This is a genomic window from Mesorhizobium sp. P2_H9 (assembly GCF_056403215.1).
In genome coordinates, this window is sequence record NZ_JBFUFX010000001.1 from 513,242 (window position 1) to 533,686 (window position 20,445).

A 20,445-nucleotide genomic window follows, 5' to 3' on the forward strand; every position below is an offset into this window, starting at 1 on the left:
GGGCGGAATACGGATCGGTTGATCCGAAACTGGGAGTGTTCGGCCAAGGGCGCCAAGGGTGCGCCGGCAGAACTGATTGACCTTATCAACGGAGGAATAACATGCTGACCAAACGTTCACTCTTGCTCGCCGCCGCGGCCGTCATCCCGCTGCTCGGCCTCACCGACATGGCCTCGGCCAAGGACGCCAAGAAGCTCGGCCTCGCCGTCGCCAATCTGCAGGCCGATTTCTTCAACCAGATCAAGCAGTCGGTCGAAGCCTACGGCAAGGAAAAGGGCATCGAAATCGTTACCGTCGACGCCAAGGGCGATTCGGCGACGCAGGTCAGCCAGGTGCAGGATCTGATCACGCAGAACATCGACGCGCTGATCTACATCCCGGCCGGTGCCACCGCCGCCACCGTGCCGACCAAGACGGCCAAGGCAGCCGGCATCCCGGTCATCAATGTCGACCGCAACGCCGATGGCGCGCCCGGCGACACCTTCATCGCCACCAACAGCGTCGCCTCGGCCCAGGCGGTTTGCGACTACATCGCCAAGCAGGCCGGCGGCAAGGGCGAGCTGATCATCATCCACGGCCAGAAGGGCACGACACCTGAAGTCGACCGTTCGAAGGGCTGCGGCGAAGCGCTCAAGGGCTACCCCGATATCAAGGTGGTCGGCGAACTGTGGAGTGAAGGCTGGCACCAGGACGAAGGCTTCAAGCTGACGCAGGACCTGCTGCAGGCGCATCCCGACGTGTCGATCGTCATCGGCCAGGCCGATGCGCTGGCGCTCGGCGCGGCGCAGGCAGTCAAGGTCGCCAATCCCGGCCACAAGGTCTGGGTTGCCGGCTTCGACGGCGACGTGGCGGCGCTCAAGGCGCTGAAGGACGGCGTCTTTGACGTCACCGCGACGCAGCAGACGCAAGGCATGGGCCGGCTGGCCGTCGATGCGGCGATCAAGCTGGTGGCCGGAGAGAAAGTCCCCGCCGAAGATCTGCAGGATGCGACACTGACCACCAAGGACAATGTCGAGCAGTTCATCGCCAAGCATCCTTAAGAGCTGGCATCCCTGACCAGACGAGCGCAACGATGTCCCTGAATCCACGCCATACGGAGAGCCCCCATCTGGGGCTCTCCGTCAGCGGCCTCTGCAAAAGCTACGGACCGGTCCAGGTCCTGGCCGATGCAAGCTTTGAGGTGCGCCCGGGCGAGGTCGTGGCGCTGCTTGGCGAAAATGGCGCCGGCAAGTCCACTATTTCGAACATCATTGCCGGGTCGACCAAACCCGATGCCGGCACCATCATGTGGCGGGGGAAATCCTATTCCCCCGCCTCTCCCGCCGCGGCCATCGAAGCCGGCGTCGGCATGATCCACCAGGAGCTGAAGCTGCTGCCGGACCTGTCGGTGGCCGAGAACGTCTATGTCGGGCGGCTGCCGATGCGCGGCGGCCGCATCGACCGCGCGGCCATGAACGCGCAGGCATCGGCACAGCTCAAGCGCCTCGGCCTCGACGTCTCGCCGGAGCGCAAGGTGCGCACGCTGCGCATCGCCGCCCAGCAGCAGGTCGAGATCGCCAAGGCGCTGGCCCTCAATGCCGAGCTATTGATCTTCGACGAACCGACGGCAGCCCTTGGCGGCGAGGAAACGGAGCTGCTGTTCCAGCAGATCCGCAAGCTCACGGCGGAAGGTATGTCCTTCATCTATATCAGCCACCGGCTGGACGAGATTGCCCAGATCGCCGACCGCGTGGTGGTGATGCGCGACGGGCGCATCGTCGCCCGGCACGAGCGCGCCGATATTCCGGTGCGCACCGTGGTCGAGCAGATGGTCGGCCGCTCGGTCGAGCGGATGTTTCCGCCATTGTCGCCGCCGGGAGCGGACACGCTGCTCGAAGTCGAGAACCTGTCCTCGCCCGAACACAGCTTCAACAACATCTCCTTCTCGGTGAAGTCAGGTGAGATCCTCGGCCTCGCCGGACTGATCGGCGCCGGACGCACGGAGCTGGTGCGGGCGATCGCCGGCGCCGATCCGATTTCATCGGGGTCGGTGCGTGTTGCCGGCAAACCGGTGCATCTCAGCGGCCCGGCGGCGGCGATCAAGGCCGGCGTCGTGCTGGTGCCGGAAGACCGCAAGGCACAAGGCGTCGTGCTCGACCAGACCATCGGCGAGAATCTGGCATTCGGTAATTTCGACCATGTCGCGCCGAATGGCTGGGTGTTCCCCAAGGCCGTGCAGAAATTCGCCGAGGCCGGCATCGCCAGGCTCGGCGTCAAGGGCAAACCTGGCCAGGCGGTGAGCAAGCTGTCCGGCGGCAACCAGCAGAAGGTGATCATCGCCAAATGGGTGTCGCGCCCGCCCAAAGTGTTCATCCTCGATGAGCCGACGCGCGGCATCGATGTCGGTGCGCGTGCCGCGATCTATGATGTCATCGCCGATCTCGCCCGCTCGGGCATGGCGGTGGTGGTGGTGAGCTCCGACCTCGAGGAAGTGCTCGGCCTGTCGCACCGCGTGCTGGTGCTGAGCCGTGGCCGCCAGCGCGGCATTCTCGACCGCGGCGAGGCCAGCAACGTCGCCGTCATGGAACTTGCCACGAGCTAGAACAACGTATCGGAACAAAGCGCTCCAGGTGATATCCTCCCAAGGACCGGACCGCACGGGGCGCCAGCAAAAAGACTGGCGCCCCTTCATTTCGAGCGGCCGGCGGTTGGAGCAGAGGGACCGACGATGAAACTATTCGATCTTCACGGAGACGTAGCGCTGGTGACCGGCGCCGGCAGCGGCATCGGCCAGGCGATCGCCATTGGTCTGGCCGAAGCCGGCGCCGATGTCGTCTGTTTCGGCCATACCTCCAAGGGCGGGTTGGACGAGACGGCGCACAAGATTACGGCACTTGGCCGCAAGGCGCTGGTACTGACCGGCACGGTGACTTCGGAGGCCGATCTTGCGGCGGCGATCGAGAGCACCGAGAAAGAGCTCGGCGCGCTGACCATCGCCGTCAACAATGCCGGCATTGCCGGGGCCGAAGCAGCCGAGACGCTGTCGCTGGAGAAGTGGCAGAAGGTCTATGACGTCAATGTCAGCGGCGTGTTCCTGTCCTGTCAGGCCGAGGCGCGCGCCATGCTGACGCGGCGCAAGGGCTCGATCATCAACATCGCCTCGATGTCCGGCTCGATCGTCAATCGCGGCCTGACCCAGGCGCATTACAATTCGTCGAAGGCCGCCGTCATCCACATGTCGAAGAGCCTCGCCATGGAATGGGCCGATCGCGGCCTGCGGGTCAATGTGGTCAGCCCGGGCTATACGCTGACCCCGATGAACAAGCGCCCGGAGGTCGCCGAACAGGTGAAGATCTTCGAGCGCGACACGCCGATGGGCCGCATGGCAGCACCGGAAGAAATGGTCGGCCCGACCGTGTTCCTCTCCAGCCGCGCCGCGAGTTTCGTCACCGGCATCGACCTCATCGTCGATGGCGGCTTTGTCTGTTGGTAGGAGGAAAAATGCAGAAGCGTTTCGAGGGAAAGACGGCCGTCATCACCGGCGCCAGCGGCGGCATCGGGGCGGCGATGGCGAAACGCTTCGCGGCTGAGGGTGCTGCCGTCGTCATCAGCGCAATCGACCCGCGTGTCGACGAGGTCGCCGCCAGCCTGAAGGCGGCCGGCGCCAAGGTGGCGTCGATGCGGATGGACGTGACCAGGAAGGATGAGGTTGCCGCCCTCTACGATCTGGCCGAACGAGAATTCGGCCGCGTCGATATCTCGGTGCAGAATGCCGGCGTCATCACCATCGCCCGGATCGAGGCGATGACCGAGGCCGAGTGGGACAAGGTGATGGCGGTCAACACCAAGGGCGTGTTCCTGTGCTGCCAGGAGGCCATCGCGCGCATCCGCAAGCATGGCGACGGCGGCCGGCTGATCAACACGGCGTCGGGCCAGGCGCGGCAAGGCTTCATCTACACGCCGCACTACGCGGCCTCGAAATTCGGCGTCGTCGGCATCACCCAGAGCTTGGCCAAGGAAGTGGCCAAGGAGAAGATCACCGTCAACGCCATCTGCCCCGGTATCATCGACACCGACATGTGGGCCTATAACGACGCTGCATGGGGCAAGTTGATGGGCGACTACAAGCCCGGCGAGTTGATGGCCGAATGGGTGAAGAACATCCCGATGGGCCGTGCCGGCAGTGGCGAAGACGTCTCCGGTCTGGTCAGCTTTCTCGCCAGCAGCGACGCGACCTACATCACTGGCCAGACCATCAATGTTGACGGCGGCCTGATCATGTCGTGAGCAAGCTGTTCACGCCGTAAGCAGTGCCTGCCCGGGCCGACGCTGCGAGCGTCGGCGACTAGCCAATGCCGTTCGAATTTCGCGCTGCGAACGGCATTGTGCGTTGCGCAAGATGAACGTTGGTATATATAATTTCATCCCATGAAACGGCTTTGGCGAGGTGGGGCTTGCCAGGCTGACAGCCGAGATCATGGAACCTTGATGGCTCGCACGTCTCAGAGCGCCGCAAGAGCGGCGATCGATCCGCGGATGATTGCTTGCGCAGCAATCCGTCGGCAGCCATGACGCGGTCTCGTCCCGCACGACATTTTCACGAAATTGGGCACCACCCCTCTGCGCCGGCTTCAACGCCGGCGGCATTATGGTGCCAACGGCCTTGCGCAACGACGAGCTTTCCCAACACAATCAAGAAAAGACGCAAGAAGGGAACGACTGAGAACTTCCACGTGGTTTGACAGGAGAACAAGCATGTCATTTCGGAGTGTGATTTCGAAACTATCAATGGGAGCCTTCGCACTTGCCGCGGCAAGCGCACTGACATCTTCGGCCCAGGCGGCCGCGCCTGAATCCAACGACCCGATCAAGATCGCGCTGTTCGACTGGACCAGCGTCAATCTGAACGCCAAGATCCTCGGCGGCATTCTCGAAAAGCTCGGCTACACGGTCGAATATCCGACCGCCGATTATCTCTCCAGCCTGACCACCGGCCTCACCAATGGCGATCTCGATGTCGGCCTCGAATTCTGGGACACGACGGCCGGCGAAGCCATGAAAGCGTCCGACGCGACCGGACAGACCGAACGTCTCGGCAAGCTCGGACCGAAGGCCAAGGAAGAATGGTGGTTTCCCGAATACATGAAAGAAAAATGCCCGACCTTGCCGGACTGGCATGCACTGCTCGACCCGACATGCGCGGCGTCGTTCTCGACGGCGGAGACGGCGCCGAAGGGACGCTATCTCGGCGGCCCGGTGACCTGGGAAGGGTTTGACGACGAACGCGTCGAAGCGCTGAAATTGCCCTTCACCGTCATCCATGCCGGCACCGATGCGGCGATGTTTGCCGAACTGGATTCGGCCTATCAGCGCAAGGCGCCGATCATGCTGTGGATCTATTCGCCGCATTGGGCGCCGGCCAAGTACAAGGGCGAATGGGTGCAATTCCCCGAATACACGCCCGAGTGCTACAACGACCCGAAATGGGGCACCAACCCCGATGCCAAATATGACTGCGGCAAGCCGCATGGCGAGATCTGGAAGTATTCCTGGTCCGGCATGAAGGACAAGTGGCCGGTCGCCTACAAGGTGGCGAAAGCCTTCACGGTCGATACCGACGAGCTCAACAAGATGAGCGGCGAGATCGATCTCGATGGTAAGACACCGGAAGACGTCGCCGCTGCCTGGATCGCCGCCCACGAAGCCGACTGGAAAGCCTGGGCGCAGTGATCGTTCCGACTGGAAAAGTGAGACCCGGCTGTTGATCAGCCGGGCCTCAGTTTTTGATGTTCCAGAAGGACAAACGAATGACGGATACGACTGAACAAGGCGTGATCTCCACGGGCGCGGATGCCCGCCCGATAAAACTTGCCTGCCGCAATGTGTGGAAGCTGTTTGGCGCGAACGCAGCCAATTTCATCCGCGAGCGCGACGGCAAGGCCAGCATGGCGGACGTTGCAGCGGCCGGGCTGGTCGGCGCCGTGCGCGCCGTCGACCTCGAGATACGCCAGGGTGAGATCTTCATCATCATGGGCCTGTCCGGCTCCGGCAAGTCGACGCTGGTGCGTTGCATGTCCAGGCTGGTCGAGCCGACCCATGGCAAGGTCGAATTCGAAGGCAAGGATCTGCTGAAAATCTCCGATGCCGCGCTGATTGAATTGCGGCGCCACCGCATGGGCATGGTGTTCCAGAATTTTGCGCTTCTGCCGCATCTCAACGTGCTGGAGAACATCGCCTTCCCGCTGAGCATCCAGGGGCAGGACCGGCCGACGCGCGAAAAACGGGCGCAAGAAGTCATCGAACTCGTCGGCTTGCGCGGCCGCGAGCATTTCTATCCGCGCGAGCTTTCGGGCGGCCAGCAGCAGCGCGTCGGCATCGCCCGCAGCCTCGCCACCAAGCCGGAAATCTGGTTCCTCGACGAGCCGTTCTCGGCACTCGATCCGCTGATCCGCCGCGAGATGCAGGACGAGCTGATGCGGCTGCAGACCATGCTGCACAAGACCATCGTCTTCATTACCCATGATTTCGACGAAGCGATAAGGCTGGCCGACCGCATCGCCATCATGAAGGACGGCGAGGTCATCCAGATCGGCACGCCGGAACAGCTGGTGGTCAATCCGGCGACCGACTATGTCGCCGAATTCACCCGCGACGTCGACCGCGCCAAGGTGATTTCGGCGCGCAGCCTGATGCGCGCCTGCGATGGCTCGGAGCATGGCGGCACGGTTTCGCCCGATGCCAAGATCGCCAGTTTCTCGGCCAGCATCGTCGCCTCGGGCAAGCCGTTCGCGGTGGTCAACGGCACCGGCAAGCCAATCGGCGAAGTGACGCCGCAAGCGGTGATCGGGCTGCTGGCCGGTCTGGACAGACCGAGAGCCGGCGCATGACGGTGACGGCGAGCGCCAGTGAGGCAAGACCGCCGGTTCAGCGCTGGCTGCTAATCTGGGCGCTGGCACTTGCCGCCGTGCTGGTGGTGTTCCTGCAGCAGGACAGGCTGCCCTGGGCGGTCAATTATCCCGCCGAGGCGGTTGTCCCGGTCGCCGACTGGGTCAGCGCGCTGATGCGCTGGATCAAGTCGAACTTGTCGTGGCTGACCCGCTCGATCACCGCCGTGCTCGGCGTTCCCCTCGATTTCGCGCTCAATCTGCTCGCCAAGAGCTTCAAGATCGGTCACGGCGCCGACGCCTATGTCTTGCCGCGCCTGTCCTGGGTCGGCGTCTGCGCCGCCGCCTTCCTTGCCGGGCATGCCGCTGGCGGCCGAAAACTCGGCATGCTTGTCGGCGGCTGTTTCCTCTACATTGCGCTGTTCGGCCAATGGACCAGCGCCATGCTGACGCTCGGGCTGATCTCGATCGCCGTGCCGTTCTGCATCGTCACCGGGCTGTTCGCCGGCATCTGGGCGTGGCGCAAGCCATGGGCCGAGAGACTGATCGTCTCCCCTGCCCTTGACCTGATGCAGACAATCCCGACCTTCGCCTATCTCATCCCGATGCTGCTGCTGTTCGGCAACAGCCCGGTTTCGGCAATGATCGCGACCGCCATCTTCGCCACGCCGCCGATGGTGCGGGCAACGATGCTGGGCCTGTCCAGGGTGCCGTCCGAGATCGATGATTTCTCAGAGATGGCCGGCTGCACGGCGCGGCAGAAACTGTGGCGCGTGCTTTTGCCGTCGGCGCGCCCGACGCTGATGGTCGGCGTCAACCAGGTGATCATGCTGGCGCTGAACATGGTGATCATCGCCTCGATGATCGGCGCCGGCGGCCTCGGCTACGATGTGCTGCTTGCGCTGCGAGCACTGAAGGTCGGCGAGGCGATGGAAGCCGGCCTTGCCATCGTCGCGCTGGCCATCGCGCTCGACCGGCTGAGCCAGGCCATCGCCCACAATCATGCGAAGGGCCACGTCCATCAGGAAGTCAGCCCGCGCTTCTGGCGGCGCTATCCCAATCTGACGCTGGCGGTTCTCATCCTTGCCGCGACCACGCTGCTCGGGCTGTTCGTGCCGGCCTTCGCCGCGGTGCCCAAGGCGATCACCTTCACCACCGCGCCGTTGTGGAAGGCAGCGGTGAGCTGGATCACGATCAATTTCTTCGACACGATCGAGGCGTTCCGTGTCGCACTGATCCTCAATATGCTGAACCCGGTGCGCGCCTTCTGCGAGGGCTTTCCGTGGTTGGGCGCGGTTGCTCTTCTTGGCCTGGCCGGCTACCAGCTCGGCGGGTTGCGGCTGGCCACCCTGGTCGCCGCGCTGACCGCCTTTTGCGCCATCACCGGGCTGTGGGAAAAGACCATGGCGACGGTCTATCTCTGCGGTATCTCGGCCTTCATCGCATGCCTGATCGGCATCCCAATCGGGCTGATGGCCTCACGCAGCGACCGCTTCGAAAAGATCGTCACGCCTGTTATCGACACGCTGCAGGTGCTGCCGTCCTTCTGCTTCATCATCCCGGTGGTGATGCTGTTTCGGGTCGGCGACGTCACCGCGATGATCGCAACGATAGCCTTCGCCGTGGTGCCGGCGATCCGCTACACCAATCACGGCATCCGCCAGGTGCCGCCGGCGCTGATCGAGGCTGCCAAGGTTTCGGGCTGCACCCCGCGCCAGACCTTCTTTCGCGTGCAACTGCCGCTGGCGCTTCCCGAGATCATGCTGGGCGTCAACCAGACCATCCTGATGGCGCTGGCGATGATCATCATCTGCGCCATGGTGGGCACGCGCGATCTCGGCCAGGAGGTGTTCATCGCGCTGTCCAAGGCCGATTCCGGCCGCGGCATCGTCGCCGGCCTCGCCATAGCCTTCATCGGCATCGTCGCCGACCGGCTGTTCAATGCCTGGACAGCGAAGGCCAGGGCAAGGCTGGGGTAGGCTGAGAGGTCGCGGCTATTCCGCCGCGACACCCTTGACCTCGAGATAGCTCTCCATCGAATCGTCCAGCGCCTGCAGCCACGGCGTGTGGTGCAGCGGCGCCATGGTGCCGGTCATCAGCGAGCGGTAGGCATGGTCGCGGAAGCTCATAATGTCTTCCGCCTTGTGGTGCTCCCACTCCATGAAGGTCTGGTTGACCGCCTCGACATCGAAGCCGGGATAGTCGGTCTGCTCCATCAATTCCTTGGTGTAGTCGCCCTGGAACCAGATCATTTGCTCGGCGTCTTCCAGCGTTTCCTCACGCGCCCGCCATTTCGCGCCGTGCGCTGCCATCGCCTGCGCCGACGGCAATTTGATGCGGCCCATGATGACGTCACGGGCAAACCAGGCCTGCGCATCGAACATGTTGAAGGTGTAGAACTGGTCCTGCATACCGATGAAGGACAGCTTTGGGTTCTTCTCCCAGACGACGCCTTCATAGAGCCCGTCCGGCCACATGCGGTTGGCGGTCTTGAGCTTCAGCTCTTCGGTAAGGAACGGGAAGGAATGCAAATAGCCTGTGCACAGGATGATGGCGTCGACGTCCTTTGATGTGCCGTCCTTGAAGTGCGCGGTCTTGCCGACGACCTTCTGCAGCAGCGGCACTTCCTTCCAATTCTCCGGCCATTTGAAGCCCATGGGCTTCGAACGGTAGCTGGAGGTGATCGATTTGGCGCCATATTTGTAGCATTGCGAACCGATGTCCTCGGCCGAATAGGAACGGCCGATGATCAATATGTCCTTGCCCTTGAATTCCATGGCGTCGCGGAAATCATGGCTGTGCAGGATGCGGCCATTGAAGGTGGCGAAGCCCTCGAAATAAGGCACGTTGGGCACGGAGAAATGACCGGAGGCGACGACGACATTGTCGAACTCTTCGGAGTACGTAACGTCGTTGGTGCGATCATGCGCGGTGACAGTGAACTTTTTCGTCGTGTCGGAAAACGTCACCATGCGCACCGGGCTGTTGAAGCGCACCCATTTGCGCACGCCGGATTTTTCGACGCGGCCCTTGATGTAGTCCCACAGCACGGCGCGTGGCGGGTAGGAGCCGATCGGTCGGCCGAAATGCTCCTCGAATGTGTAGTCGGCGAATTCCAGGCATTCCTTCGGCCCGTTTGACCAGAGGTAGCGGTACATCGAGCCGTGCACCGGGTCGCCATGCTCGTCGAGGCCGGTGCGCCAGGTATAGTTCCACAGGCCGCCCCAGTCCGACTGCTTTTCGAAGCAGACGATTTCGGGAATATCGGCGCCCTTGTCGGCGGCCGACTTGAAGGCCCTGAGCTGCGCCATGCCGGACGGTCCGGCTCCGATGACCGCAACGCGACTTTTCATTCCGAGCCTCCCAATCTGATTTCGACTTTTGTTTTGACGCAATTCCCAAGGGAAAGCGCCGTGAGCTTTTCCCAGAAAACCGTTTTACACGTTTTCTGGAATTGCTCTTACGAAACAAATTTCACTCACAGTACAGTAATTGCCCCTTTGATGCTGTCAACTGGCCTTGTGGCAAAACCGCGTTTCGCCGGGGCAACTTCTGGTGAAAAACCGCAATCGCCGGCGCCGGCAAAATACGGGGACGGACCGCAAATGGCTTGTCGGGGCGGTTGCGCTTCTGTATCGGCACCGATTATGTTCACCTTGAGTGAAATAAATCTGCAGAGTCTTGGGATGGTGGCGACATGGCGAAAACAGCATCCGATCTCAAGCCTGGCTCCGCGGTCGCGAAGACCAAGCCGTCGCTGAAAGGAGCGGCAACGGACGGGCGAACCATCCGCGCGCCGCTGACGCAGAACCCGCATGCCATTCGTGACACGCGCGAAAAGGTGCTGGAGGTGGCGATCGGCCGTGAAGTCAGGGCGTTCCGCAAGAAGCTCGGCATCACCGTCGCCGATCTGGCGGTCGCCACCGACATTTCGCTGGGCATGCTGTCGAAGATCGAAAACGGCATCACCTCGCCGTCGCTGACAACGCTGCAGGCGCTGTCGCGGGCGCTCGGCGTTCCGGTCACCGCCTTCTTCCGCCGCTTCGAGGAAGAGCGCAGCGCGGTCTTCGTCAAGGCCGGCGAAGGGCTCGATGTCGAGCGGCGCGGCACGCGCGCCGGCCACCAGTACAATCTGCTCGGCCATATCGGCTCCAACACCAGCGGCGTTGTCGTCGAACCTTACCTGATCACGCTGACCGAGGATTCCGATGTGTTTCCGACCTTCCAGCATGAGGGCATGGAGTTTCTCTATATGCTCGAAGGCGAGGTCGTTTACCGGCACGGCAGCAACCTCTACCCGATGAAGCCCGGCGACAGCCTGTTCTTCGACGCCGATGCACCGCATGGGCCGGAGAAGCTGACGCAGCTGCCGATGCGGTATTTGTCGATTATTTGCTATCCGCAGAGCGCGGGCTAAGTAGCCAATCTCCCCCCTCGTGGGGGAGATTGGCAGCTTCGGCGGCAGCTTCAATCCGGCCCAAACCCTGGGCTCGTCGCACTCCCGTCATCCAACTTCGACAGCCATTCCACCAGTGTCGGCCTATACCGCGTCAGGCCCTTGTAATTGGCGAGCTCGTCGGGAAGATCGCGTATCACGCGGTGCAGGCGCCGTGCCCATTTGGGCTGCGTCACCAGTTCGTCCATCTTGATCAGATAACAGCGGATCGGGAAGACGATGCCGTTCGAGCGCGGCAGCCGCCAGAAGCTCTGCAGTTCGACGCGCAGATGCACCTTGTCGCCGACATTGTCCGGCGTCACGGTGGTGCGGTCCGGTCCCCATTTGTGATAATTTTCCGGGCTGGTGTCGAGCCGCGGATTGATGGTCATCGTCCAGTTCAGCCGCCGCGCCGGCTTGCCTTGCTGGATGTTGGTGAGGAACTTCAGCGCCCTGACAAAAATCCCCTTCTCATGCGCCAGCGGCACCGGCGCGTGCCACTCGAAAAAATTCATGCCGATGTCGAAATCGAGCGACCAGTCGGCCTGGGTGGTGACCATGCCGGCATCCATCCACAGATTGCCGTCGCGCTGGTCGAGGATGCAGAAATCGCCCTGGCTCTGCCGGGTGATGTACTCCATCGGCCCGTAAGGCAGCGTCGAGGTGTCGCCGAAGGTGAAGCTGTCGTCGATGCCGAGCGGCCGGTTGATCCAGCGCCAGCGGTCTCCGTCGCGGGTCAGCGTGAAATGCTCGGGATAGCCGAGCGCCTGCTGTTCCATCAGCAGTTCGAGCAGGTCCCAGCCGGCCAGCGTCATATGCGGCAGCGACTGGCAGCGCAGCGGATCCTCGGCCAGTACCAGCGCACGGTCCTGCATCTCGGCGACATAGTGCTCGTCGACGTCGATCAGGTTTTCCAGCACGCTGCCCTTCGGCCCCAGGACATGCGGCTCGATATTGACCGCATACATGTAGCTGTCTTCGTGGAACGGAAACGGAAACCGCCTGATGTGTTCCGGGCTGTTCCTGAAGGTGAAATCGTCGCGGAACGTTTCCTTGCGAAAGGTGATGCCCATGATTTCCTCCTACCGTTCCAGCACCAGCGACCGGCCCTCGAAGCGCGAGACGCACGGCATGATCTTGCAGCCGGAGCGGTGGTCTTCCTCGCTCAGCCAGTGGTCGTTGTGGATGAACTTGCCGTCATAAGAGATGACGTTGGTTTCGCACTGGCCGCAGACACCGCCGCGGCAGAGATAGGGCGGATCGACGCCGGCCGCCTCGATCGCTTCGAGCAGGCTCTGCTGCTCGCCGACGCGGATCGTCTTGCCGCTGACGGCGAGCGTGACATCGAAGGGCGCGCCCGGCTGCGGCGCGGCGAAATGTTCGAAATGCACCGTCTCCGATGGCCAGCCGAGTGCAGCTGCGCGGTCGCGCACCCAGCCAATCATGCCCGAGGGGCCACAGACATAGAGGTGCGTGCCGAGCGGCTGGGAGGAGAGCAGGCGGTCGAGCTCGATGCGCTCTTCCAGATCGTCGTGATAGAGCCGGATGCGGCGGCCATAGCGCTCCTGCAGCACGTCGGCATAGGTTCCGAGCGAAGCGGTGCGGCAGGTGTAGTGCAATTCGAAATTGCCGCCTTCGGCCGCCAGTTGCGCGGTCTGCGCCATGAACGGCGTGATGCCGATGCCGCCGGCCAGCATCAAATGTTTTTTGGCGCGCAGGTCGAGCGAGAACAAGTTGACCGGGTAGCTGATCACCATCTCCAGCCCCGGCTTGACGGACCGGTGCATGAACAGCGAGCCGCCGCGGCCGACGTCGTCGCGGCGCACCGAGATGGTGTATTCGCTTGTGTTGAGCGGCGAGCCCATCAGCGAATAGGGATTGAGCCGGGTGCGCTCGCCATCGCGCATTTCGACGACGACATGGGCGCCGCCGGAAAATGTCGGCAACAGCTGGCCGTCACGCCGGCGAAAATGGTAGCGCGTCACCAGATCGTTGACCGGAACGACATCGCTAACCACGACATCGAGTTTGGTTGTGCCGGTGCTCATGGAAAGATCTCCTCCAAAGGAGGAATTTCGCTGCGGTCCTCGGCGTTGATGCAGACGCCCTGGAAGGCGGCGATGCGCCTTGAATAGTGATCGCGAACCAACAGCAGGAGGCCGCAATGCGCACAGGTCGCCGGCTGTGTCGTCACGTTCTCGGTGATGCCCTTGCAGTGGACGCATTGCATGCGGCGCGCCAGCGAGCCACGGTGCTCGGTCTGAATCGAAGTGTGGTCGATGCCGGCCTCAAGAGCTGCCTGCATGGCCTGGCCGATCAGCCCTTCAGTGCCGGCGAGATAGAGGCGCAGGCCCATATGCGCGTTGGTCAGCGTCTGTTTCAGTCGTGGCAGAGCACTGGCGACGGAAGGGCTCTGATAGAACTGCGCCGGCTTCAGGGCCTCGAGCGTAGCGACATGTTTGCCGTCATGGCCGGGGATGAAGATGATGTGGGCGTCGCCGAAAAAACCCGCCGGCGCCCTGGCGGCCAGCTCTGATATCGCCAGCGCACCCTCCGCATCCGCCACGAAAAGATGGTGCTTGCCGGGCTGCGGAGACAAGGTTCCGTAAACGGGCCGGCTGATGATGCTTTTGGCTGCCATTCTCTGTTTATGCCTCGAACCCCTCGCCGCTGACTATGCCTCAACCTTTCGCCGTGCGCTTGGTCTTCTTCGGGTCGTCGAAGGGAAGCGGCTCAGCCGTCGCCTTGATCGCCCCGCTCCTGTTGCGAATTTCGAGCTTGGTGCCCTGTACCGCGCAGTCGACATCGAGCCGGGCGATGCCCATCGATTTCTTCACCAGCGGCGAATACATGGCGCAAGTCACCACGCCGACCTTTTTGCCGTCGCGATAGACCGGCGCGCCCTCGTCGGCCGGCTCGTTGCCTTCGAGCAGCACGCCGAAGATCTTGAAGCGCTCCTTGCCCTTSAGGCGRTAGTGCTCCTCGGCGCCGCGRAAGCCGGTCTTCCCCGGGCTGACGGTGAAGTCGAGGCCGAGTTCCCACAGCGTGTCGCCAGGCCCTTCATTGTCGAACGGATATTTTTGCGAATTGTCGTAGGGATAGAACAGCAGATAACTTTCGACGCGCAGCATATCGAGCGTGGTGAAACGGCAGGGGATGATGCCGGCGCTCTTGCCCTCGTCGAGGATCCTGTCCCAGATCGTGCCGGCATCCTGGCCGCGGCAGAAGATCTCATAGCCGCGCTCGCCAGTGTAGCCGGTGCGCGAGATCATGACGGGAAAACCGAACAGCTGCGTCTGCATGTGATGGAAATAGTTGAGGTCGCGAATGCCAGGCACATGCTTGGCCAGATAGTCGACCGCGGTCGGTCCCTGCAGCGACAAGTCATGCAGATTGTCGTCGAAGCGCAGCGAGACATCGCGGCCCACCGAAGCGCGCTGCAATTCCTCATGGCCGGTGCCCGAACCATGCACGACCATCCAGGCGTTGGGGCCGGTGCGGTAGAGGATGCAGTCGTCGGTGAATTTGCCCTGCTCGTTCAGCATGCAGGCATAGGCGGACTTGCCGGGATAAATCTTTTCCACGTCGCGCGTCGTGGCAAGGTCGATCAGGTGTGAGGCGTGCGGCCCGGTGATATGAACCTTCTTCAGGCCCGAGACGTCCATCAGCCCGGCCTTGGTGCGGATGGCGACATACTCCTCGTCGGCATCCTTGTCGTAGGTCCATGCGGTTCCCATGCCGCTCCAATCTTCGAGCTTCGAGCCGAGCGCGCGGTGGCGATCCGCCAGGGTCGAAAATCTCCAGGATGCCGTCATCCGCTCGTCCTCCGTTTCGAAAACTCTATTGCGTTCCCTGCCCCCTGCGCAGCGGCGGGGGCTTTGAGCGAATATTGACCGCAAACGTTCGGATGCCGCAATACCCATAAGCAAATAATTTCATTGTCAGGCAAGATTCGTGGTTGGGGACAAACGGTTAACCCCACGTAAATTCGGCTTGACAATTGCGGAATTCGGTCTGAATTTATGAAAAAAATTTCACTCTGTTGAAAGAGGGCAGCGGGCGGCCAATTCGGGGCCGGGCGCTGGAAAAGGGGAAAAACCGATGTCAGACCTGCAACAGCGCATCGAAGCGCTGTACCGTTCCGACGTGCGCGGATCGGTACTCCTGATCGTCTGCCTGTGGGCGACGATCCTCTTCGTCCTCATCATGACATGGCCATACATCCCGGACACCGGGATCAAGATCGTCGTCGCAATTGCCGCCGCCGCCGTGCTGATCTTCAACACAGCCGCCATCCTGGCGATGGTCAGTCACTACAAGGAAGATAAGGACTTCATCTACGGGCTCGACATCAAGAACGCCGACGCGTTCCGCAACCGCAAGTCCTGAGGGGAATTGAGATGCCGCGCTACACGCCGCCGTTGCAAAGCAAGGCCGGGCAGATCTTCGATATCATCGTCGTGGTGGTCGCCATTTTCGTGGCGCTGTGGCTGCCGCTGAAACTGGGGCTGGCCGGGGCGGCGAAATCCATCGACGCACTCGATACCAAGACCTGGGAATCGCTGGGCCAGAACCCGACCATGGCGTCGATCTGGGAAAAGCTCGGCTACACGCCCGAGACCGCGCACGACATCATCCAGAACCACTTCCACTATGTCATCGACTGGCCGACGCTGATCATCATGGCCGCGGTGCTGATCGGTTATTTCGTCTTCCTGTTCCGCGCCTCCGATCGCGAATACCGCGACGTCATCAACGAAAAGTTCGACGACAAGTAAATCCGGGGAAGCATCATCATGTGGACCGCACTCTCTTATGCATCGTGGGGCATCTCGATCGTGCTCACGCTGTGGATGCTTTACGACTGGTTCAAGATCGACACGACATTCTCCGAAGAGGTTTTGACCTCGTCACGTGAAGGCGAACTTGAAGCCGCCTCCGAAGAACACCGGATCTGAGTGGGGATTGATCAATGACGATGGCGCTTGAACCCACGATCCACGGCGACAGGGTTTCACTGCTCAGGGTGCTCGGCCCGGCCCATGTCTGGGCACTCGGCGTCGGCATCGTTCTGGTCGGCGAGTTCACCGGCTGGAATTTCTCGGCCGACAAGGGCGGCGCGCTGGCGGCGCTGATCGTCTGCTGGATCGTCGGACTGCTCTACACCTCGGTCGCCATGATCGATTCCGAGGTCACCTCGACCGTCGCCGCCGCCGGCGGCCAGTACGCGCAGGCCAAGCACATAGTCGGGCCGCTGATGGCGTTCAACGTCGCGCTGTTCCTGGTCTTTGCCTACACCATGCTCGAAGTCTCGGACGCCATTCTGCTCGGCGATACCATCGTCGCCAAGGCGGGCGTCGAAGGGCTCACCCACAATTCATTCATCGCCGCCACCATCGTCGTGCTGGCGTGGCTGAACTATCGCGGCGTGCTGATGACGCTCAACGTCAATTTCGTCGTCACCGCGATCGCCTATGTCTCGATCGTCATCCTGTTTTTCTCGGTCAGCCCGTGGACGCAAGGTGCCGTGCTGAAGCTCAACGAACTGGTTACCCCCGGCAACGCCCTGCCCTACGGCTGGATCGGCGTCATCGCCGCCTTCCAGTTCGGCATCTGGTACTATCTCGGCATCGAGGGCACCACGCAGGCGGCCGAGGAAGTGCGCTCGCCGGCCCGCTCGCTGCCCTACGGCACCATGGCCGGCATGATCACGCTTTTGATCGCCGCCGCCATGACCTGGTATGTCTGCGCCTCGATGATGCCGTGGGAGTATCTGGGGATTACCTACTATCCGCTCTGGGATGCGGGCAAGTTGACCGGCAGCCCACTGCTGGAGAACCTGTTGTTCATCGCCACGCTGCTTGCAGCCATCGCCTCCGCCAATGGCTGCATCAACGACGCCGCTCGGGCCTGGTTCTCACTCGGCCGCGACCGCTATCTGCCGACCTGGTTCTCGGCCGTGCATCCGAAATACCGCACCCCCTACCGCTCGATCCTGTTCCTGCTGCCGATCGCGCTCGCCTTTGCCTTCATCGCCGACCTCAACCAGGCGATCACCTTCTCGATCTTGTCGGGCGTGCTGCAATACACCTTCATGAGCATCAACATCGTCATGTTCAGGAAGAAGTGGCCGCTCGGCTCGATCCGCCGCGGCTATACGCATCCGTTCCATCCGCTGCCGGCGATCGTGCTGTTTTGCCTGTGCGTGGTGACCTTCTTTGCCATCTTCCTCGGCTTCGGCTCGCAGCTGATCGCCATGGTCGCCTTCTACTTCCTGATCTCGCTGTGGTTCCACTTCTACCGCTACAAATTCGTGCGCCGCGGCGATCAGTTCACCATGCCGTGGCCGAAGCCACAGGGCTATTGAACGAGGTAAGGGTGCTCGCCCCTGGGGCGGGCCTGGTTTGACGAGGTGTTTGAAGTGACGTCAGCATTGCTGGCCGGGCTCATCGCCCTGGCACTCGTCGTTCACCTCGCCTGGCTTGCGCGCGCCAATGGAAAAAAGGCCATGGCCGCACTGGTGGCCGAAGAAGCCGGCGTCCGCACCGTGATTGCAGATGCAGTCAACATCTCGGACGGTGCCGCCGGTGTCGTTACCTTTGCCGGCTCGTGGAAGGGCCAACGTGTGCAAGTGCGCACCATTGTCGACACGCTGGCGACGAGAAAGCTCCCTGCCCGCTGGCTGTCCGTCTCGATCACCGAACCGGTCGCGGTGCCTGGCACTCTCGACATGATGATGCGGCCGGGTTCGCCGACGACCTTTTCCAATTTCGATCATCTCGACCACACGCTGCCTAAGGTCTCTGACTTTCCAGCCGAGGCGGTGGTGCGAACCGACCGCAAAGGCGTGCGCTTCCCGCAGGATACCATCGCCAATCATCTCGAGATCTTTGCCGAGGGGCGCGCCAAGGAACTGCTGATCACCCCGAAAGGCGTGCGCATCGTCTGGCTGCTGGCGGAGGCCGAGCGGGCGCGCTATGGCGTGTTCCGGCAGGCTGAATTCGGCGGCGCCAGGCTCGAGCCGGCATTGATCGAAAAATTGCTGATTTCGGCATCGGCGCTGCGCGATGCCATCAATCAACGCGAACGGCAGGCGGCATGACCAGTTCCACAACCTCACCCGCACCGGCAAATCCGTATCTGGTGCTTGGCGCCGCGATTGTTTTGCCGGCAAGCGGGCATGTCATTCTGGGTGTGCCGGTGCGCGGTTTGCAGTTTCTTTTCTTCATGGTGATCCTGGCCTGGGTGACGGCCAAGATCGCGCCGCCTGACGCCTCCTTTGTCGGTCGCCATGCCGGCGGCTTCCTGATCTACGCCTTGTCGGTGCTCGACGCTTACAAGATCGCCCGCATCCGCACCGCCAAATGGGTCCACAGCGCCCGCACGGGCGGCGATAGTCCGGGCGGCGATGCACAGGTTGACATATAACGAGAGGAATATTTTTTTCATACCAATTGAATTCCCGGGACTCATTCGATACATCTCCAAGGGAACAACCTCGGGAGCCTGACATGTGCGGAATCGTCGGACTGTTTTTGAAGGACAAGTCGCTTGAGCCCCAGCTCGGCGCGATGCTGTCGCAGATGCTGATCTCGCTCAGCGATCGCGGTCCCGACAGCGCCGGCATCGCCATCTATGGCGCGCCTGCCAGGAATGAAGCCAAGATCACCATCCAGTCGGCCAAGCCGGAGCGCGATTTTCGCGGCCTCGACGCCGAGCTGGCCAAGGCCATCGGCACGCCGGTGACGATCAGCGTGAAATCGACCCACGCCGTCGTCAGGACCACGCCGGCTAAGATCGACGAAGCGCGCGAGGCCATCCAGGCGCTGCGCCCCGACATCCGGATCATGGGCGCCGGCGACGTTGTCGAGATCTATAAGGAAGTCGGGTTGCCCGAGGCGGTCGTCGACCGCTTCGACGTGCGCTCAATGACCGGCACGCATGGTATCGGCCATACCCGCATGGCTACGGAATCGGCGGTGACGACAATGGGCGCGCATCCGTTCTCGACCGGCGCCGACCAATGCCTTGTGCACAATGGCTCGCTGTCCAACCACAACAATGTCCGCCGCGAACTGATCCGCGAAGGCATGAAGTTCGAGACCGAGAACGACACCGAGGTCGCCGCCGCCTATCTCTCGTCACAGATGGCGCATGGCAAGAACCTCGGCGAGGCGTTGGAGGGCACGCTCTCCGACCTCGACGGCTTCTTCACCTTCGTCGTCGGCACCAAGAACGGCTTTGGCGTGGTGCGCGATCCGATCGCCTGCAAGCCTGCCGTCATGGCCGAGACCGACCAGTATGTCGCCTTCGGCTCGGAGTATCGCGCGCTCACCAAACTGCCCGGCATAGACGGCGCCAAGGTCTGGGAACCCGAGCCCGCGACCGTTTATTTCTGGGAGCATTGAGTTCATGCCGGCAACGAAACTTTCAAAGACGGTGACGCACGACCACGCTGCGAGGGTCTTCGACCTCGACGAGCTGTCGTTGCGCGAGCTCAACCAGGCCCTGCACAGTCTGACCCCCGGGTCGAACGAAACGGCCTGGGAAGTGCTGAACCCGAAGGGCAACCATTCGGTCGCCGTCGGCGTCGACCAGCCGGTCACCATCGATGTGCGCGGCAGCGTCGGCTATTATTGTGCCGGCATGAATGATGGCGCCACGATCACCGTGCACGGCTCGGCCGGACCGGGTGTCGGCGAAAACATGATGTCGGGCTCGATCACCATCAAAGGCGATGCCAGCCAGTATGCCGGCGCCACCGGCAGGGGCGGGCTGCTGGTCATCGAGGGTAATGCCTCGTCGCGCTGCGGCATTTCGATGAAGGGCATCGACATCGTCGTGCATGGCAATATCGGGCACATGTCGGCGTTCATGGCGCAGTCGGGCAATCTGGTGGTGCTGGGCGACGCTGGCGATGCGCTGGGCGACTCCATCTACGAGGCGCGGCTGTTCGTGCGCGGCAAGGTCGACAGCCTGGGTGCCGACTGCATCGCCAAGGAGATGCGGCCAGAGCACGTTGAGCTGCTGAAGGGCCTGCTCGAGCGCGCCGGCGTGACCGGGGTCAAGCCGTCCGAGTTCAAGCGCTACGGCTCGGCGCGCACGCTCTACAATTTCAATATCGACAACGCCGACGCGTATTGAGGC

21 protein-coding genes are annotated in these 20,445 nt (G+C 62.4%); 16 read left to right on the forward strand and 5 right to left on the reverse strand.

What is annotated here, in order from left to right; all coding sequences use genetic code 11:
* Positions 1–101: 101 nt before the first annotated feature.
* The 7 genes from AC1DXN_RS02515 to AC1DXN_RS02545 all read left to right on the forward strand — a co-directional run bounded on the left by AC1DXN_RS02515 (position 102) and on the right by AC1DXN_RS02545 (position 8,842).
* The gene (locus AC1DXN_RS02515; RefSeq protein ID WP_477243363.1) at positions 102–1,040 is read left to right on the forward strand and encodes a substrate-binding domain-containing protein; all 939 of its coding nucleotides are present in this window, start codon (positions 102–104) and stop codon (positions 1,038–1,040) included.
* A 32-nt stretch (positions 1,041–1,072) separates the two neighbouring features.
* Positions 1,073–2,581 (forward strand): sugar ABC transporter ATP-binding protein, encoded by a 1,509-nt coding sequence (locus AC1DXN_RS02520; protein ID WP_477271679.1) that lies wholly within the window; start codon positions 1,073–1,075, stop codon positions 2,579–2,581.
* A 126-nt stretch (positions 2,582–2,707) separates the two neighbouring features.
* Complete coding sequence (locus tag AC1DXN_RS02525) at positions 2,708–3,472, forward strand: SDR family oxidoreductase (protein WP_477271677.1); 765 nt, start codon at positions 2,708–2,710, stop codon at positions 3,470–3,472.
* A gap of 8 nt (positions 3,473–3,480) precedes the next feature.
* Positions 3,481–4,266 (forward strand): SDR family oxidoreductase, encoded by a 786-nt coding sequence (locus AC1DXN_RS02530; protein ID WP_477271675.1) that lies wholly within the window; start codon positions 3,481–3,483, stop codon positions 4,264–4,266.
* Positions 4,267–4,734: 468 nt separating this feature from the next.
* Positions 4,735–5,709: an ABC transporter substrate-binding protein gene (locus AC1DXN_RS02535; protein WP_477271673.1), complete on the forward strand. Its 975-nt coding sequence runs from the start codon at positions 4,735–4,737 to the stop codon at positions 5,707–5,709.
* A gap of 77 nt (positions 5,710–5,786) precedes the next feature.
* Entirely contained in the window at positions 5,787–6,866 is a 1,080-nt protein-coding gene (locus AC1DXN_RS02540; RefSeq protein ID WP_477271671.1) for a quaternary amine ABC transporter ATP-binding protein, read from the forward strand.
* Complete coding sequence (locus AC1DXN_RS02545) at positions 6,863–8,842, forward strand: ABC transporter permease (protein WP_477271669.1); 1,980 nt, start codon at positions 6,863–6,865, stop codon at positions 8,840–8,842. Before AC1DXN_RS02540 ends, AC1DXN_RS02545 begins: the two co-directional genes overlap by 4 nt.
* 15 nt (positions 8,843–8,857) lie before the next feature.
* Here AC1DXN_RS02545 and AC1DXN_RS02550 read toward each other — a convergent pair whose 3' ends face one another.
* Positions 8,858–10,216 carry an NAD(P)-binding domain-containing protein gene (locus tag AC1DXN_RS02550; protein WP_477271667.1) on the reverse strand — a complete coding sequence of 453 codons (1,359 nt, stop codon included), beginning with the start codon at positions 10,214–10,216 and terminating at the stop codon, positions 8,858–8,860.
* A 344-nt stretch (positions 10,217–10,560) separates the two neighbouring features.
* On the opposite strand from AC1DXN_RS02550, the gene AC1DXN_RS02555 reads away from it, so the two are divergent.
* Positions 10,561–11,280 carry a helix-turn-helix domain-containing protein gene (locus AC1DXN_RS02555; RefSeq protein WP_477271665.1) on the forward strand — a complete coding sequence of 240 codons (720 nt, stop codon included), beginning with the start codon at positions 10,561–10,563 and terminating at the stop codon, positions 11,278–11,280.
* A 50-nt stretch (positions 11,281–11,330) separates the two neighbouring features.
* On the opposite strand, the gene AC1DXN_RS02560 is transcribed toward AC1DXN_RS02555, so the two are convergent.
* The 4 genes from AC1DXN_RS02560 to AC1DXN_RS02575 are packed head-to-tail and all read right to left on the reverse strand — an operon-like array spanning position 11,331 to position 15,113.
* A complete protein-coding gene (locus tag AC1DXN_RS02560; protein ID WP_477271663.1) occupies positions 11,331–12,371 on the reverse strand; it encodes a heme-dependent oxidative N-demethylase family protein in 1,041 nt (346 codons plus the stop codon).
* A gap of 9 nt (positions 12,372–12,380) precedes the next feature.
* Positions 12,381–13,346 carry a PDR/VanB family oxidoreductase gene (locus AC1DXN_RS02565; protein ID WP_477271661.1) on the reverse strand — a complete coding sequence of 322 codons (966 nt, stop codon included), beginning with the start codon at positions 13,344–13,346 and terminating at the stop codon, positions 12,381–12,383.
* Positions 13,343–13,939 carry a dimethylamine monooxygenase subunit DmmA family protein gene (locus AC1DXN_RS02570; RefSeq protein WP_477271659.1) on the reverse strand — a complete coding sequence of 199 codons (597 nt, stop codon included), beginning with the start codon at positions 13,937–13,939 and terminating at the stop codon, positions 13,343–13,345. Before AC1DXN_RS02570 ends, AC1DXN_RS02565 begins: the two co-directional genes overlap by 4 nt.
* Before the next feature lie 40 nt (positions 13,940–13,979).
* On the reverse strand, positions 13,980–15,113 hold the full coding sequence (locus AC1DXN_RS02575; RefSeq protein ID WP_477271657.1) for an aminomethyl transferase family protein: 1,134 nt from the start codon (positions 15,111–15,113) through the stop codon (positions 13,980–13,982).
* 286 nt (positions 15,114–15,399) lie between these two features.
* Between AC1DXN_RS02575 and AC1DXN_RS02580 the strand changes: the two genes are divergently transcribed.
* From AC1DXN_RS02580 to AC1DXN_RS02615, 8 genes are all read left to right on the forward strand, one after another.
* Positions 15,400–15,687 carry a hypothetical protein gene (locus AC1DXN_RS02580; RefSeq protein ID WP_477243339.1) on the forward strand — a complete coding sequence of 96 codons (288 nt, stop codon included), beginning with the start codon at positions 15,400–15,402 and terminating at the stop codon, positions 15,685–15,687.
* Positions 15,688–15,698: 11 nt separating this feature from the next.
* A complete protein-coding gene (locus AC1DXN_RS02585; protein ID WP_477243337.1) occupies positions 15,699–16,076 on the forward strand; it encodes a hypothetical protein in 378 nt (125 codons plus the stop codon).
* 18 nt (positions 16,077–16,094) lie between these two features.
* A complete protein-coding gene (locus AC1DXN_RS02590; protein ID WP_477243336.1) occupies positions 16,095–16,256 on the forward strand; it encodes a hypothetical protein in 162 nt (53 codons plus the stop codon).
* 14 nt (positions 16,257–16,270) lie between these two features.
* Positions 16,271–17,665, forward strand: a complete 1,395-nt coding sequence (locus AC1DXN_RS02595) for an APC family permease (protein WP_477243334.1) — start codon at positions 16,271–16,273, stop codon at positions 17,663–17,665.
* Between the two features lie 45 nt (positions 17,666–17,710).
* Complete coding sequence (locus tag AC1DXN_RS02600) at positions 17,711–18,400, forward strand: hypothetical protein (RefSeq protein WP_477271655.1); 690 nt, start codon at positions 17,711–17,713, stop codon at positions 18,398–18,400.
* Positions 18,397–18,726: a hypothetical protein gene (locus AC1DXN_RS02605; protein WP_477271653.1), complete on the forward strand. Its 330-nt coding sequence runs from the start codon at positions 18,397–18,399 to the stop codon at positions 18,724–18,726. The genes AC1DXN_RS02600 and AC1DXN_RS02605 overlap by 4 nt, the downstream gene beginning before the upstream one ends.
* A gap of 83 nt (positions 18,727–18,809) precedes the next feature.
* Positions 18,810–19,706, forward strand: a complete 897-nt coding sequence (locus AC1DXN_RS02610; RefSeq protein WP_477271651.1) for a class II glutamine amidotransferase — start codon at positions 18,810–18,812, stop codon at positions 19,704–19,706.
* A gap of 4 nt (positions 19,707–19,710) precedes the next feature.
* Positions 19,711–20,442: a GltB/FmdC/FwdC-like GXGXG domain-containing protein gene (locus AC1DXN_RS02615; protein WP_477271649.1), complete on the forward strand. Its 732-nt coding sequence runs from the start codon at positions 19,711–19,713 to the stop codon at positions 20,440–20,442.
* Positions 20,443–20,445 lie beyond the last annotated feature (3 nt).

Bases quoted from the DNA above. Each gene is read 5' to 3' on its own strand.
- AC1DXN_RS02540 (WP_477271671.1), top strand. From the start codon at position 5,787: ATGACGGATACGACTGAACAAGGCGTGATCTCCACGGGCGCGGATGCC.
- AC1DXN_RS02610 (WP_477271651.1), top strand. From the start codon at position 18,810: ATGTGCGGAATCGTCGGACTGTTTTTGAAGGACAAGTCGCTTGAGCCC.
- AC1DXN_RS02535 (WP_477271673.1), top strand. From the start codon at position 4,735: ATGTCATTTCGGAGTGTGATTTCGAAACTATCAATGGGAGCCTTCGCA.
- AC1DXN_RS02615 (WP_477271649.1), top strand. From the start codon at position 19,711: ATGCCGGCAACGAAACTTTCAAAGACGGTGACGCACGACCACGCTGCG.
- AC1DXN_RS02530 (WP_477271675.1), top strand. From the start codon at position 3,481: ATGCAGAAGCGTTTCGAGGGAAAGACGGCCGTCATCACCGGCGCCAGC.
- AC1DXN_RS02525 (WP_477271677.1), top strand. From the start codon at position 2,708: ATGAAACTATTCGATCTTCACGGAGACGTAGCGCTGGTGACCGGCGCC.
- AC1DXN_RS02565 (WP_477271661.1), bottom strand. From the start codon at position 13,346: ATGAGCACCGGCACAACCAAACTCGATGTCGTGGTTAGCGATGTCGTT.
- AC1DXN_RS02515 (WP_477243363.1), top strand. From the start codon at position 102: ATGCTGACCAAACGTTCACTCTTGCTCGCCGCCGCGGCCGTCATCCCG.
- AC1DXN_RS02590 (WP_477243336.1), top strand. From the start codon at position 16,095: ATGTGGACCGCACTCTCTTATGCATCGTGGGGCATCTCGATCGTGCTC.
- AC1DXN_RS02520 (WP_477271679.1), top strand. From the start codon at position 1,073: ATGTCCCTGAATCCACGCCATACGGAGAGCCCCCATCTGGGGCTCTCC.
- AC1DXN_RS02605 (WP_477271653.1), top strand. From the start codon at position 18,397: ATGACCAGTTCCACAACCTCACCCGCACCGGCAAATCCGTATCTGGTG.
- AC1DXN_RS02570 (WP_477271659.1), bottom strand. From the start codon at position 13,939: ATGGCAGCCAAAAGCATCATCAGCCGGCCCGTTTACGGAACCTTGTCT.
- AC1DXN_RS02585 (WP_477243337.1), top strand. From the start codon at position 15,699: ATGCCGCGCTACACGCCGCCGTTGCAAAGCAAGGCCGGGCAGATCTTC.
- AC1DXN_RS02555 (WP_477271665.1), top strand. From the start codon at position 10,561: ATGGCGAAAACAGCATCCGATCTCAAGCCTGGCTCCGCGGTCGCGAAG.
- AC1DXN_RS02595 (WP_477243334.1), top strand. From the start codon at position 16,271: ATGACGATGGCGCTTGAACCCACGATCCACGGCGACAGGGTTTCACTG.
- AC1DXN_RS02550 (WP_477271667.1), bottom strand. From the start codon at position 10,216: ATGAAAAGTCGCGTTGCGGTCATCGGAGCCGGACCGTCCGGCATGGCG.
- AC1DXN_RS02545 (WP_477271669.1), top strand. From the start codon at position 6,863: ATGACGGTGACGGCGAGCGCCAGTGAGGCAAGACCGCCGGTTCAGCGC.
- AC1DXN_RS02580 (WP_477243339.1), top strand. From the start codon at position 15,400: ATGTCAGACCTGCAACAGCGCATCGAAGCGCTGTACCGTTCCGACGTG.
- AC1DXN_RS02560 (WP_477271663.1), bottom strand. From the start codon at position 12,371: ATGGGCATCACCTTTCGCAAGGAAACGTTCCGCGACGATTTCACCTTC.